This is a genomic window from Nostoc sp. XA010 (assembly GCF_020829625.1).
GTDB lineage: Bacteria > Cyanobacteriota > Cyanobacteriia > Cyanobacteriales > Nostocaceae > Nostoc.
The window spans coordinates 362,970-377,835 of record NZ_JAIVFX010000001.1 but is presented as its reverse complement, the minus strand read 5'-3'; the positions used below and the strand labels follow the sequence as shown (position 1 = coordinate 377,835).

12 protein-coding genes and 1 pseudogene are annotated in these 14,866 nt (G+C 42.7%); 7 read left to right on the top strand and 6 right to left on the bottom strand.

The window, feature by feature from the left end; all coding sequences use genetic code 11:
- The first annotated feature begins 251 nt into the window (after nucleotides 1–251).
- Nucleotides 252–971: a Crp/Fnr family transcriptional regulator gene (locus LC608_RS01640; RefSeq protein ID WP_100901811.1), complete on the top strand. Its 720-nt coding sequence runs from the start codon at nucleotides 252–254 to the stop codon at nucleotides 969–971.
- Nucleotides 972–1,050: 79 nt separating this feature from the next.
- Here the strand turns inward: LC608_RS01640 and LC608_RS01635 are convergent, their stop codons facing one another.
- From LC608_RS01635 to LC608_RS01620, 4 genes are all read right to left on the bottom strand, one after another.
- Nucleotides 1,051–2,097: a PstS family phosphate ABC transporter substrate-binding protein gene (locus LC608_RS01635; protein WP_229551858.1), complete on the bottom strand. Its 1,047-nt coding sequence runs from the start codon at nucleotides 2,095–2,097 to the stop codon at nucleotides 1,051–1,053.
- 297 nt (nucleotides 2,098–2,394) lie between these two features.
- Entirely contained in the window at nucleotides 2,395–3,792 is a 1,398-nt protein-coding gene (locus tag LC608_RS01630; protein WP_229551857.1) for an ABC transporter substrate-binding protein, read from the bottom strand.
- A gap of 63 nt (nucleotides 3,793–3,855) precedes the next feature.
- Complete coding sequence (locus LC608_RS01625; RefSeq protein WP_229551856.1) at nucleotides 3,856–5,253, bottom strand: serine/threonine-protein kinase; 1,398 nt, start codon at nucleotides 5,251–5,253, stop codon at nucleotides 3,856–3,858.
- 344 nt (nucleotides 5,254–5,597) lie between these two features.
- Nucleotides 5,598–6,611 carry a LysR family transcriptional regulator gene (locus tag LC608_RS01620; RefSeq protein WP_229551855.1) on the bottom strand — a complete coding sequence of 338 codons (1,014 nt, stop codon included), beginning with the start codon at nucleotides 6,609–6,611 and terminating at the stop codon, nucleotides 5,598–5,600.
- Between the two features lie 212 nt (nucleotides 6,612–6,823).
- Between LC608_RS01620 and LC608_RS01615 the strand changes: the two genes are divergently transcribed.
- From LC608_RS01615 to LC608_RS01600, 4 genes are all read left to right on the top strand, one after another.
- Nucleotides 6,824–7,546 carry an NnrU family protein gene (locus LC608_RS01615; RefSeq protein ID WP_229551854.1) on the top strand — a complete coding sequence of 241 codons (723 nt, stop codon included), beginning with the start codon at nucleotides 6,824–6,826 and terminating at the stop codon, nucleotides 7,544–7,546.
- Nucleotides 7,547–7,962: 416 nt separating this feature from the next.
- Nucleotides 7,963–8,349: a co-chaperone YbbN gene (locus tag LC608_RS01610; RefSeq protein ID WP_229551853.1), complete on the top strand. Its 387-nt coding sequence runs from the start codon at nucleotides 7,963–7,965 to the stop codon at nucleotides 8,347–8,349.
- 192 nt (nucleotides 8,350–8,541) lie between these two features.
- Entirely contained in the window at nucleotides 8,542–10,644 is a 2,103-nt protein-coding gene (locus LC608_RS01605) for an NAD(P)H-quinone oxidoreductase subunit 5 (RefSeq protein WP_229552075.1), read from the top strand.
- A gap of 167 nt (nucleotides 10,645–10,811) precedes the next feature.
- On the top strand, nucleotides 10,812–11,036 hold the full coding sequence (locus tag LC608_RS01600) for an addiction module protein (RefSeq protein ID WP_229551852.1): 225 nt from the start codon (nucleotides 10,812–10,814) through the stop codon (nucleotides 11,034–11,036).
- 49 nt (nucleotides 11,037–11,085) lie between these two features.
- On the opposite strand, the gene LC608_RS01595 is transcribed toward LC608_RS01600, so the two are convergent.
- On the bottom strand, nucleotides 11,086–11,571 hold the full coding sequence (locus LC608_RS01595) for a DUF3368 domain-containing protein (protein WP_229551851.1): 486 nt from the start codon (nucleotides 11,569–11,571) through the stop codon (nucleotides 11,086–11,088).
- The gene (locus LC608_RS01590) at nucleotides 11,568–11,837 is read right to left on the bottom strand and encodes a UPF0175 family protein (protein ID WP_152588364.1); all 270 of its coding nucleotides are present in this window, start codon (nucleotides 11,835–11,837) and stop codon (nucleotides 11,568–11,570) included. Before LC608_RS01590 ends, LC608_RS01595 begins: the two co-directional genes overlap by 4 nt.
- Nucleotides 11,838–11,927: 90 nt before the next feature.
- On the opposite strand from LC608_RS01590, the pseudogene LC608_RS01585 reads away from it, so the two are divergent.
- Both LC608_RS01585 and LC608_RS37170 read left to right on the top strand, forming a co-directional pair.
- A pseudogene (locus tag LC608_RS01585) lies at nucleotides 11,928–12,209 on the top strand (NAD(P)H-quinone oxidoreductase subunit F); the annotation flags it as partial.
- Nucleotides 12,210–12,401: 192 nt separating this feature from the next.
- Nucleotides 12,402–14,861 (top strand): serine/threonine-protein kinase, encoded by a 2,460-nt coding sequence (locus LC608_RS37170; protein ID WP_308189819.1) that lies wholly within the window; start codon nucleotides 12,402–12,404, stop codon nucleotides 14,859–14,861.
- Nucleotides 14,862–14,866: the final 5 nt, after the last annotated feature.

The following is a 14,866-nucleotide window of genomic DNA, read 5'->3' as shown; positions in this document are numbered from 1 at the left end:
GTATAAATTTAATTTAGATAAAGAAAAATGAGAAGAGGATAAAATTTGATGAATAATTGATGAATAGTAAGTAATCTTTACTACCATCATTGTACAGTAGGAAGTATAACAAAAGAGTAGAGAGTAATTTGCTTTCTATTCTTTGGATTGGCTGGCGCTGTTAGGCGTTAAGCCTGCCTCGCCAACACAAAGACACTCCTTGCACCCTTTTATTTACGTCTTTGTCTTCAGCCGAACGCTCTTTGTTACCTATGCAATCTCCATCCTCCTTTTCTGAGGCATCACGGCCTTTTTTAACTTGGCAACGCATTCTTGACTGGGCTCAAGAACACTACCGCTGCCGTACCTTTAGCAAAGATGAGCGCATTCCAGCCCGGCCTGGATTGCTATATTTGGTGCAAAGGGGTGCGATCCGTATGGTAGGAACCGCCCAAGTTAGCGCGACTGCCAGCCAGCTAACGTCTCGACGAATTAACAGAACCCCAGAAGAAGCGTTCTTGGGTTTTGTGGGAGCGGGACAGCCATTTGAAATTGTTGCCCAATCACCATTCACACTCCAGTCCTACGCCCATGTTGACCAAACTGCGGTGTTGTGGATGTACTGGCATGACTTAGACAACTGGCCTCACTTCCGTCGTGAAGTTATGGATGCCTTTAGGTATCAGCACCAGCGTAAGCTACTGTGGCTGAGTGCCTTGGGACAACGCCGCACAATTGACCGACTCTTAGGATTTCTCACATTGTTAATTGAGGAATATGGAGAGCCAGCAATGAGCGATACTGATCCTGATGTGATTCGCGGTTATTGTCTGCCCTTCCCCCTCACCCATGCCCAAATTGGGAGCGCGATTGGTTCCACTCGTGTTACTGTCACCCGCTTGATGGGTAAGCTGCGTCAACGTGGCTTAATCCTGACTCAAGGCGATAATCTCATTTGCTTGCCAGCAGAATCGATTAATAGAGCTGGTTAAAGCACAGTTCAGAGCGGCGATTTCCGCCACTCTGTCTTGAGCGCGATGGGCTACGCCCCGCCGGAGACGATCGCAAGAGTCAGCGAATTTTGACAAACCCAGCTTGGGAAATCAGTTCCTGTCCCTGCTCAGTCAGCAGTAAGTTGGCGTAAGCGACACCTGCTTGCTGCTCAGTCTGACCATTTTGTTTGACCACCACAAACAGATTGCGGGTAATCGGGTATTTTCCTGACTGGAAAGCCTCAATGTTCAATTTGTTCCGTTTACCAGGACATTCGGACGGGAGGACAGATGGTTCTTGGTATGGAGCAATATATTGCCCTTGCGTTCGCCCCAACGGCAAGGCTTTGATTGAGCATTGAGGAATCACCTCTGGGGCAGAAGCGTAGTAGATACTACCAGGACTACCAGCCAATTTTTGCAAGGCTTGGGTGGTTGTGGAGATAAATTCCACATTGGAACTGAAAGGTTGACCACCCAAGATATCTTGAACAAAAAGCTCCACCGTACCGCCATCAGCAATGCGGCGGGAATAGGGCTTAATCGGAATATTGGGGCCGCCCACCTGGCTCCAATTATTGATTTTGCCTATGTAAATTGACTTTAACTGGTCTACCGTTAGCCCTTGGATGTTAAGGTTGGGGTTAACTGCAACTGCCAAACCATCAATTGCCACAGGAATTTGTTTCAAAGTGAACCCGCGCTGCTTGGCACGGCTTAATTCCTGATCTATAACTGGTCGGGAGGACTGGGCAAAAGCTAGTTGACCGTCTATCAGAGATTGAATGCCAGTACCAGAACCAGGAGATGCATTACTGGGTTCTACATAGCGCAGCCGAAGTTCTGGCCGCGCCGCTTGAAGTGCTGGATCAACTACCAACCGAATCGGTGCCCAAGATGTACTGCCACCGTAATTGAATAATCCTGTAGGAACATCCTGTACTAAAGTGAAAGTATTGCCACTAGGCTGTTCTGATGCGGCTTGGGGCGTTTTGGTGCTACTAGAATTAATTGTATTTAGGTTAACACCAGACTTTTTAGTAAACCACCAAAAACCGCCAGCTATTAGCCCGACCGTGATTAAGATGGATAATACAAGAATAGTTGTTTCATTTTTTTGGGACATAGTATAATTACTCACGCGTCCATTCAATACAAATGCTTAACTTGATAAGTGCTTGCTATTTGAAATTGTATTTGGAGGACGGGTGTTTTATTAACAAATGCTGACAAATCCTCACTTTTTACTACAATAGATGCCAAGGTATAATAAATATCCCTTGGATTATTCCTCTGTTTTCTCAAAATTTGAGCGCTGGTAAGAATAAACTGACAGTAAAATTTTTCCTCATAAAGCTCAATTTCTCATTTTGAAGCTTTTTCCAGGTTAAGTATTGGTTAATTTTTAATTTTTTATTGCTGATTATCGCACTGGTTCAAAGTCATAACCCGTGCGGGAACGAGAACCAGGAACAATTTTTACAAGTTGGACTGGGGCATTGCGATCGCCTGATGCTAAAAACCGAATTGTACCAGAAGCACCGATGGTAGAAAAGTCAGAGGATAAGAGTGCTTGTTGGACTCCCAAACGTGTAGGATTGCGTTTTAATGCCTCAATCAGAGCTACAGTCGCATCATAGCTAAGGGCACTTCGCCAACTCACATCACCGCCCCATAACTGCCGGGATTTCTGAGGAAAATCTGACTTGGGAGCGCCATCAATATGCCAGGGAACTGCCAATACCATCCCCACAGCTTGTTCTCTGCCAATTTCTAAAGTTTTAGCGGTGTAAACATCATCTCCCGCCAGCAGAGTTAACTTTTTCTGGTTAATCTGAATTACTTGCAGCGCTTTATCGAGAGTTTCAGTGTTAGCAGCTAACATCAACACTTCTGCACCTTGCCTAGTTGCTTGTTCTACACTTTTAACCGCACTAAAACCCACCTGAGACAAATCAAATTCGCTGGATACTTGTCCACCCTCTAGGGAAACCGATGAGACAAACTCCGACTTTAAAGACTGGCTATAGTTACTCTGAGAATTAAAAAAAATCACTGCATTTTTTTTCTGCAAGGTTCTCACCATATAGTTGGCTAAACTTCTAGCAGCCATAAAATCACTGGGAACCGTGCGAAAAACGTAGCGGCTAAAGTTAGAAATTTTTACAGATGTACTGGTAGGGGAAATTGCTACAAGTTGTCCTGAAGTATAAATAGTACCGGCGGCTAAGGTGGAATCGCTAGTATTAGGCCCAACTACACCTAATATTTCTGAATTGCTGACTAGGTTGGAAGCGATTTGCTTGGCTATTTCTGGATTGTCGTCGTCGTTAGCTATCCCTACCCTTAACGGTACTCCCTTGACTCCTCCAGAGGTATTAATTTCATTTTGGGCTTGGGCGATGCCACGCAAAATTTCTAAAGCAGCATTGGGGTCAGTGCCGAATGGTACAGAAGCCATAATGGTGTAGCTCTTAGAAGAACCAATGCGGGCATTATTCAGAAAAATTAGCGTTTCTGGATCGTTACGCTTGAGTTTTAGGGCATCTGTGAAATTAGCGATCGCTTTATCATAACTTTTAGCTGCGATCGCCTGTACTCCTTCTTTTTTAACTGGAGAAATATCACCCAAAATCAAGGATTTTTCCCCAAAACTAATGCGGTCTTGTAAGGATAGATTGCTACCTATTTCTGGATTTTGAGTGATACTATTATTAATTTTGACCCCATTGTTAGTAAACCACCAAACACTACCGCCAACTATTCCAACAGTCAACAGCAGGGTCAAAGCTAAAATTTTAGTTTCATTCTTTTGTGACATGAACAGATTTAAATAAAATAAAAATGTTTATTATTTCTAGAGCTTACCTCTGGAAAAAGTTTTTTAAAGTAAGAGAGATAATAATTTATAAATAAGTCGAAACACGGCTGTTAAAGAAATGGTTACTAAGGCTGCTGCAACTGATAAAATTATTACTGCCTTAATGCCAAGCCCCCCCTGTAAAAAAGGGAGAAAAAAAATAATAGCAAATGTAATTGTCGGAATAATTAATAAATCGAACTTTTCAATCCACCGTCTAGTTTGGGCAAATATCAGTATCCCCAAAATTACAAATGCAATACTTAAAGTAACTATTGGTGATTTTACTAGACTGAAGAGAGCGATCGCAATTAATGCTCCTTCAAATCCACTAAATGCCGCCCCACCCAGCAATTCCACTGTCGAAAACGCTGGTTGAGTTGGTGGGCGAGGGACGACGGGACTAGAACTGGGTGGTTGTGGCGGAAGTGTTACAGAAGGCGAATTAAATTGTGTAGGGGCTTTAGCCGCCTGTGGGTTAAGTGCATCTAAAACCTCTTGAGCTGACTGGAAACGCTGATTAGCAGCAGGTAGAAGCATCTTGTCTAATATGTCAGCAAGGCGAGGGCTGACAGTCACTTGTGATCGCCATTTCCACTGGTTACTATAAGCGTCAAATAGTTGAACTGCTTCTTTGTTTGTCAACAAAATAATAATAGTTACAGCCAAAGCGTATAAATCCGTAGATGGAAATACTTGACCCCCAGCCATTTGCTCAGGCGGTGCAAATCCCATAGAATAAATTCCTGTGGAAGAAGCAGCAGAACCAAGAGCAGCATTTGTTACTTGCTTAACTGCGCCAAAATCTAGTAAGAAAAGTCTGCCATCACGACGGCGCATGATGTTAGAGGGTTTAATATCTCTGTGGATAATGCCTCTATGATGGACAAACTTTAGCACCTTTAGGATTTCTTGCAGCACCTGCAACACTTGCTGTTCAGAAAATTTGCCTTGTTGAACTAATTCTTCCTCTAAGTTTTGCCCATCGATGTATTCTTGTACCAAGTAAAAAAACTGGTCTTCTTGTCCTGGTTGTAAACCATTAACTATTACTGGAAAGAAGGCAAACAAGTCAGGGATTTGTTCGTGATCGTTACCCAGTTGTGATAAAACTTCTGCCTCTCTCTCAAACATCAACTGTGCTTGTTGCAGTTGATTTAAGCTTAAATTTCCCGCAGGTTGAAACTGCTTAACTACGCATTGACGCATTCCTGGTATTCGGCGATCGCGTGCCAAAAAGGCTGCTCCAAATCCCCCCCTTCCCAGCAGCTTCACGGTGACATAACGACCATCTAGCAGTAATGGCATACCACAGGTAGTACAGTATTTTTGCTGCGTTGTTTTCAGCGTCGTAATATCATCTAAATCGGCAAAATAGTTTTGTGGGCGTGGGCAACGTGGACGGGTACAGTAAACTTCCATTTTCGTGATTAGTCATTAGTCAAAATAATTCGTAATTGATAATGCGTAATTCGTAATTCCTTCAGGTTACATAGAAACTAAACTTCTTTATCAAGATCAGGAAACTTTTTTACTAATGTCAGATTCTTAGCTTGCCTACGGTATGCTACGCGAAAAGCTATGAATAATAATTACGAATTACGTTAGCCTAGCGGTAGTGAGTCCGCGTACTCTTACAGAGAAGTAAGCTACGCTTTTAGCGTCTCGTAGAGGGCGTCATTACGAATTATTTGCTCATTGGTCATTTACAAAAAACATCGGACAAATGACGTAGATGCCATAAGGGTAGGACTAATCACTAAATTTTAGTCTTCGGTGACAGAGGTAGACGTCGCTATATCCAATGTAGACATCACGATGCTTTTTTGTGCCAATGCTAACACATCCTGACTCCATCCAGGATTAGCAAACTGGGGCAAAATTTCCCGACTAAAAGCTTCTGCGGCCTTGGATCTATAGCGATTAGGATTAAAAATCAGCCAGAGTGTCCGTTTGACGACAACGCCTTCAATGGGAGTACGATGCAGAACACCCATTTGTAACTCTTTAGCGATCGCGCTAGTTGAAACAAAGGCGGCCCCCAAACCAGATTGCACAGCATTTTTAATTGCTTCAATGGAATTTAATTCCATTTCAATCTTAAAACGTCTGGTATCAATTTCACAGCGTGATAGCACTTGGTCAATTACTTTGCGGATAGTAGATTGGGAATCTAGGGCAATGAATTGTAATTTGTATAGGTCTTCTTTTTGAATTTTTTCCAGCTTGCTAAAGGGATGAAGGACAGGTAGAATTAGCGCTAGTTCATCTTCAGCGTAAGAAACAACTTCCAAGGATTCTGATAGTTCACCAGGAATTTCACCGCCGATAATTGCCAAATCAACTTGTCCGTTAGCGACACTCCAAGCAGTCCGCCGGGTAGAGTGGACGTGTAATTGCACTGCCACATCTGGATATTTTTGTCGGAACATACCGATCATCTTGGGCAAAAGATAAGTGCCGGTGGTTTGAGAAGCACCGACAATTAAAGTACCGCCTTGGAGATTTTGTAAATCCTCGATCGCGCGGCAGGTTTCTTGACACAGACTGAGGATTTTTTCACCGTAACTTAGGAGTAGATGTCCTGCTTCGGTTAACTGGGCGCGTCGTCCTCCCCGATCAAATAGGGGGACATCTAGCTGCCGTTCAAGATTTTGCACTTGCAAGCTGACGGCAGGTTGCGAAACGTAAAGACTATCAGCGGCACGCTTGAAGCTTCCTTCTTGTGCGATCGCTTTTAAAATACGTAACTGATCTAAAGTGAAAGGAAGGTCAGACATAAGGCTCAAACCACAAACTTTGAAAGGAGCGGATGCACACAACAAATCAGGTTTGGCAACAATCAGCCAGGTATGATTTGTTGCATATTAAACTTGAAAACTTGACTCGAAAAAGACAGTAGCACAACATCTTGACTAAAGTCTCCCTTTGAATACTTTGTGGTATTGGTTGTACTGAGTTCCATTTTCTTTAAATTATTTCACCCGTGTATATGCTGTTGATTTCTTGGTTGACACCCAGTCATTTTGTCATGCTGGGGCTACAAATAGTTTTTGCGATCGCTCACAGTGGAGGCGCTGCTTTGCGTCCAAGGGCCGAAAAATATATTGGCCCAAGGCTCTATCGCGTTCTCTTTGCATTAGTTAGCCTACCGTTGGCTGTAATATTAATTCTTTACTTTTTTGGGCATCGCTATGATGGTTTGCAACTTTGGCAGGTACAAGGAGTAACAGGAGTGCGAGAATTTGTTTGGCTGCTGTCAGCTATCTCGTTTTTATTTTTATATCCTGCTACATTCAATCTACTAGAAATTGCTGCCATTCAAAAGCCCCAAGTTCATCTCTATGAAACAGGAATTATTCGGATTACCCGTCATCCCCAGATGGTAGGACAAATAATTTGGTGTGTTGCCCATACTCTGTGGCTGGGTACTACCTTTACACTTATTACTTCCATTGGATTGGTGTTGCATCACTTGTTTGGAGTTTGGCACGGCGATCGCCGTCTAAGCGATCGCTATGGGGAAGCCTTTGAAATTGCCAAACAACGGACTTCAATTATTCCCTTTAAAGCAATTATCGACGGGCGTCAATCTATCAAATGGCACGAATTTCTTCGTCCTTCCTATTTGGGAGTTGTCATTTTCATAGCTTTGCTTTGGTTATCGCACCCTCTGTTGCTGGAAGCAACTAGTAAGATAAGATGGGAAATTTAGGCGATCCCCAGTGTCAGCAGAAAATCCAAAATAGATGAGGATTTCAGTTTATCAATTGCCCTAAATCAATGTACTATAAGTTCAAACATCTTACAGATGGGGGTGGTCTGAGTCGAGTTAAGATTTTAAATTGGTAGTTGTTGGTCAGTTGCCTTTCCTTGGGAAAAAATGGCAGATTCAGTCAGATACCCAGATGGCCACGGCAATCAGGAGCCTAACATCCAAAAAAGCCACCGTGAGAGTAGCGCTGGCTTTTATTGTCAGAGACGCATCAACAAGCTCAATTTTTGCCTAATTATTCTGTGTCCTGAGATTTGGTTCCTGAAAGCATCTATCGGCAGTTACTGACTTACCAATCTTTCACTTCAATGCAGATAGGTAGTTTAATATAAAAACCTTATAATCCAAGAGGCGTCATGGTTTTGTTGGTTAGTGAGCAGACATTTACTCAAGAAGTTTTAGAATCACCTATTCCTGTTTTAGTTAATTTTGAAGCACCTTGGTGTGGCTTGTGTCGGATTATCCACCCACTGTTATTGCAATTTCAAGCCCAATGTGGGGAAGAAATTAAATTAGTTGGAGTTAACGCCGATCAAAATTTTAAATTGTCTACTACTTATAGGCTCAAATCACTACCCACTTTACTATTGATTGAAAATGGCACTATTCGCCATCGCTTGGAATGCTTTCGCGGTAGAGAAGATTTACGTCTAGCTTTAGAAGAGATTCAAGCTAAGTACAGCAGTTGCCCGAAAATTTACAAGAGTTCAAAAACAGTGGACTTAGAGTGTCGGTCAGCCTGATGGGTATTGGGCATGGGGCATGGGACTAATGACTAATGACCAATGACCAATGACTAATGACCAAATCTAAAACCATGCTTAACACCCCACCCAACTCAGTCTTGGGTGGGTTATTTTATCCTAAAGGGTGTGTGTCACAATTATTAACAGTTTTGACACGCTAATCAAGAATTCTAAAAGTAGGCGTCAGTGATGGAAGTAATCTATCAGTATGCCTGGCTGATTCCGGTGTTCCCTCTTCTTGGGGCAATGCTGGTCGGTCTAGGGTTAATCTCGTTGAATCAGGTGACAAACCGCCTGCGGCAGTTGAACGCTGTGGTGATTATCTCCATGATGGCAGCAGCTATGGGGATGTCGTTTGCCTTGTTATGGAGTCAAATTCAAGGACATGCGTCTTATATTCGCACCTTTGAGTGGGCGGCAGCAGGTAATTTTCACCTGAGCATGGGCTACACTATTGACCACCTGACAGCCTTAATGCTGGTGATTGTCACAACGGTAGCCTGCTTAGTCATGGTTTACACCGATGGCTACATGGCTCACGATCCCGGTTACGTGAGGTTTTACGCCTATCTCAGTTTGTTTGGCTCTTCAATGTTAGGTCTGGTGGTCAGCCCCAACCTAGTACAGATTTATATATTCTGGGAACTAGTCGGGATGTGTTCCTACTTGCTGGTTGGTTTTTGGTACGATCGCAAGTCAGCAGCAGATGCCGCTCAAAAAGCGTTTGTGACCAACCGCGTGGGCGACTTTGGTCTATTACTGGGCATTTTGGGGCTGTACTGGGCAACAGGAAGCTTTGATTTTAATATCATGGGCGATCGCCTCGCCCAACTTGTCGAATCAGGTTCTATCAGCAATTTTCTCGCTGTCCTGTTTGCGATTTTAGTTTTCTTAGGGCCAGTTGCGAAATCAGCCCAATTCCCCCTCCATGTCTGGCTACCAGATGCGATGGAAGGCCCCACCCCCATTTCTGCCTTGATTCACGCGGCAACAATGGTCGCGGCGGGTGTTTTCCTAATTGCCCGGATGTACCCAGTATTTGAAGACGTTCCAGTCGCAATGAATGTCATTGCCTTTACTGGGGCGTTTACGGCATTTTTGGGGGCAACCATTGCCATTACTCAAAACGACATCAAAAAGGGCTTGGCTTACTCCACCATTTCCCAACTTGGTTACATGGTGATGGCAATGGGAATAGGTTCCTATAGTGCTGGACTATTCCACCTGATGACCCACGCCTATTTCAAGGCGATGCTGTTCTTGGGTTCAGGTTCTGTAATTCACGGTATGGAAGGTGTCGTTGGACACGACGCCGCCTTAGCGCAAGATATGCGCTTGATGGGTGGACTGCGAAAGTATATGCCCGTCACGGCAACTACCTTTTTGATTGGTTGCTTGGCAATTTCTGGTATCCCACCCTTTGCTGGTTTCTGGTCAAAAGATGAAATTTTAGGGAAGGCTTTTGAGGCTAACCCATTTCTCTGGATGATTGGCTGGCTAACTGCCGGTATTACGGCTTTCTATATGTTTAGAATGTATTTCATGACATTTGAAGGCAAATTCCGGGGTACTGACGAGAAAATCAAGGAAAAACTCAAGAAGGCTGCGGCGACAATTGTCCTGGAATTAGAGTCAGAAGAACCAGTCCCGAATTTTGGGCCTGGGGCGATGAAGAAAGGAGAATTGGCGGCAACTAGTCAGCATCATGATTCCCATGACTCCCACGGGCATCACAGCGACTCCCCCCACGAATCGCCGTGGACAATGACGCTGCCGTTGGCACTGTTGGCTGTGCCTTCGATTTTGATTGGTTTGGTGGGAACTCCCTACGCCAATTATTTTGAAGAGTTTATCTTTCCTCCTAGCGAAACTCTCTCCGAAGTTATAGAAAAGGCTTCCGAGTTCAATCCGACGGAATTCTACATTATGGCGGGTGCCTCAGTCGGAATATCCTTGATTGCGATTACCCTGGCTTCGCTGATGTATTTGCGCCGTAAAATTGATCCGGCTGCGATCGCTGCTAAAATCCAACCACTTTACGAGTTATCCCTCAACAAGTGGTACTTTGATGACATTTACCATCGGGTTTTTGTCCTCGGCTTGCGTCGTGTAGCTAGACAAGTTATGGAAGTTGACTTCCGCGTTGTAGATGGTGCTGTTAACCTCACAGGCTTTTTCACCCTTGTCAGTGGTGAAGGTCTGAAGTACCTAGAAAACGGTCGCGCTCAATTTTATGCCTTGATTGTGTTTGGGGCGGTTTTGGGCTTAGTGATTGTTTTTGGTGTTACCTGATTTTCATAGGGGTGGGCAAATGTCCGCCCCTAAGTTTTTTAAGAGTCTAATTTAGACTCCTTTTTTTAGCTTAAATTAATTCCTCAGCAGTGTTAACTGTTGAGGTTTTATGATTTGTACTTCTAGTAAAATAAGAGCTACTGTACTAAAGAGTTTAGGTACTGACTATGACCCTTGAACAGCTTGAAGCCGAAGTTCTTGCACTTCCAAAAGATTCTCAAGTGATTTTATTAGCAAGATTACTGGAAAGATTGGGTCAAGAAAGTGGAATAGATCAAGAAATTGCGGCTAGTTGGGCTGAAGAAGCCCAGAAGCGTGATGAAGATATGAACACCAATCAAATTACTGGTATTCCGGCTGAAGAATTGTTTCAACGAGTTCGTGCATCTTAACAATGACAAGAATTGTATTTCATTCATTGGCAGAGCAAGAGTAGCAAAATTAACCTTGTTCTTGGTAATAACGATCTAAAAAATTTTGGATGAGGGCAGAAGATGCACGAAAGGTGGTTAATTGCAATTTAGAAATGGTGTTAGGAAAATCAATTATATCTTGGGTTCCTGCACGATAAAGAACACCGAGTAAGCCTGTGACATTAAGACCTTGTGCGATCGCTGCTTGTCGAGCATCCATATCATCTAAGATAATTAGGGCGGCGTTGAGTTGGACAGCCAGAGAAATGGTTTCTTGCTCACCTATACCAAGTTTGCTAGATAAGTTGGGTAATAGAGGCGTGGTAGTTTGAATCTCTAACCAGCTTGGAGGTTGGGCAATCCAGTTTTGAACTTGGATGTAAGAACCTTCGGCAAGAAGTTCTGTGCAGACGGCATTGGGGATGGTGATGCGACCGAAAAGTTGAGGCAGAATTTCAACACAATCAATCAAGATGAGATAGCACAAAGGTGAAGTATCGCATACAACTATCATTGCTGGGTAATAGCTTGGTCAATAGCTTGCAAGTCTTGCTCTAAGTCAGCTACGGTGTAGGGTAGGTAAGCTTCATAGGTTTTAAGAAAAGCATCGGTAGCTAGTCGAGAAGAAAGATTTAACAGACGTTGAACTTGAGCAGTAGAAATTTGCCGGTGGCGATAAGCTTCAACCACCAGCGATTCTAAGGCGCGGCGAGAAAGTTGGTCAGGGGTATTAGCGAGTTGATGGGCAATGTCATCGGGTATTTCGATGGTAATTTGCATTTGCGGTGTCCTTTGATGAATGTATGATGCTTTTTTTTAAGAATAACTGAGCAGCATCATACATTTTTAGCAATGCTCCGGTTGGGCTAGGCGATCGCTGCTAAAATCCAACCACTTTACGAGTTATCCCTCAACAAGTGGTATTTTGATGACATTTACCATCGGGTTTTTGTCCTCGGCTTGCGTCGCGTAGCTAGACAAGTTATGGAAGTTGACTTCCGCGTTGTTGATGGCGCTGTTAACCTCACAGGCTTTTTCACCCTTGTTAGCGGTGAAGGTCTGAAGTACCTAGAAAACGGTCGCGCTCAATTCTATGCCTTGATTGTGTTTGGGGCGGTTTTGGGCTTAGTGATTGTTTTTGGTGTTACCTAATTTTAATCGGGGTGGGCAAATGTCCGCCCCTATATTATTTTTTGTTTGTCTCACGCAGAGGCGCAGAGTCCCAGAGAATAATTGAGAGTTGCGCCTGAAAAGATAACAAGATTTTTTAATACAAGCCATGTACGTTTATTTGATCTAAAATTGCCATGTAACGTATAAAAATATTTATTATTGCATCTACGTATGTGGACACCCAATCAATCTATCAGTGATGGTAAATATATTATTCAAGATGTGTTGGGTGAAGGTGGTTTTGGTATTACCTATAGTGCGATAGAAACAAGCACTGAGCAGTTAGTCGCTATCAAAACCCTGAACGGGAAGCGACAAAGGGCTAAAGATTTTCCTAAGCAACAGGAAAGATTTGTTAATGAGGCTTTTAATCTCCGCGCTTTTTCTCATCCCCATGTTGTCAAAGTCCATAAAATGATTCAGGAAGATGGGCTGTGGGGAATGGTGATGGAGTTTATTGATGGTGTAGATTTAAATGATTATGTTGATGAATATGGGCAATTATCAGAAGATGATGCACTTTTGTATATTGACCAAATCGGACAGGCTTTAGAATATATTCACCAACAAGACGGGATGATTCATCGGGATATTAAACCCCATAATATTGTTTTACGTCACGGTAAAAAAGAAACGATTTTAGTTGATTTTGGTCTTGCTTGCAAAATTGATAAACTTACCACAAGGGATGGACGTACCCCAGGTTATGCACCACCGGAACAATATCATCCTGATGAAAAGTTAGGTCTTTATACAGATGTTTATGCTTTAGCGACAACGCTGTATTATTTATTGACTGCGGATGGACTGAAAGAAAAAGATGAATATATACATGAGTCAATTATTCGCAAGTATGGTTCTTTACCTTTAAAACCACCACAGTATTATAATTCTCGGATTAGTAATAGGGTCAATAATGCCATTATCAAGGGGATGGAGTTGGAAGTAGAGAATCGTCCCCAGACTGTAAGAGAATTTCGGGAATTATTAGGTTTGGTCAATAGCAAAACACAGGGAGACGTACAATTAAAATCAACCGTAGGGATAGAATACACTGGACTGGATGATTTACTCGCAGCAGGGAAGTGGAAAGAGGCTGATAAAGAGACAGCGCGAGTAATGTTAGCGGTTGCGAACAGGGAAGAAGAAGGTTGGTTGGATGTTAAAAGTATTGATAAGTTTCCCTGTGAAGACCTCCGCACTATTGACCAGCTGTGGGGAAAATACAGTAATGGGCGTTTTGGCTTTTCTGCACAGAAAAAAATTTATCAAAGTCTCGGTGGAACGAGGTATTACGATCAAAAAATTTGGGAAGCATTCGGTGAGGTTGTAGGCTGGAGAAAAAGAGGAGAGTGGTTATATTACAAACATATTACTTTTAATATAAAAGCACCAGAAGCCCAATTCCCAGCGTGTCTGTGGATTTTGGTTTTCAAAATTATGAGCAGTTTTGAATCTATGAATGTAGGGTGGGATATATTCTTTCGCATTGAGACTTGTAATCTTCCCAGTCCAAAGTCTGAAATTCAAAATCCTGAATTATCAGAATTAGATGATATTAAGCTAATATCAGCCGTAGACATGGACTATACCCATCTCCGTGACTTACTAGCAGCAGGGAAATGGAAAGATGCTGATGAGGAAACAGCGCGAGTAATGTTAGCGGTAGCGAAACGAGAAGAAGAAGGTTGGTTAGATATTGAAAGTAGTGACAACTTCCCCTATGAAGACCTCCGTACCATTGACCAGTTTTGGGTAAAATACAGCGATGGACATTTTGGATTTTCCGTTCAAAAGCATATTTATAAAAATATGGGGGGAACGGAACAAATTTGGAAATATAATTCAGAAGTTTGGCGGAAGTTTGGGGAAATTATAGGCTGGAAGAAGATAGGGAAAGACTGGTTATATTACCAAGATATTACTTTTGATATAACAGCACCAAAGGCACACCTTCCGATAGTAAGATGCCTGTTTAGTTTTTTAGGACGGGATTGGGAAGGTTTGGTTGAGGTTGCTTGTTATGTGGGATCTAGATGCGGGGGTGGTTTCTCTCTTCTTTCGCGTAGAGACTTGTTATGTTACGAGCCAAAGTCTGAAATTAAAACTTATAAATTAGCTGAATTAAATGATATTGAGCTAATATCATCTGTAGGAATGGACTACACCCAACTGCGTAATTTACTCATGAAAGGGATGTGGGAAAAAGCTGATGAGGAAACAGCAGAATTAATGTTAGCGGTAGCTAAAAGGAAAAATAAAAATTGGTTAGATTACGAAAGTATTAGTAATTTTCCTTGTGAAGACCTTCGTACTATTGATCAATTGTGGGTAAAGTACAGCAATGGTCGTTTTGGTTTTTCCGTGCAAAAACGTATTTATCAAAGTCTGGCGGCAACTACTAGACAGGACAAAGATAGCGTTTGGGAAGCTTTTGGTGATGTTGTAGGCTGGAGCTTAGGAAGACGCTGGTTGTATGACTATGAAATTACTTTTGACATAACAGCATTAGAAGGACACCTCCCTATGAGTATAGGTTATTCTCAAGATTGGACTTGGATTGGGGACTTGGAAGATAAGGTGAGGTTAGGAGGATTTTTTAGGTATCTTTTCTTGCGTAAAGACTTGTAAAGTAT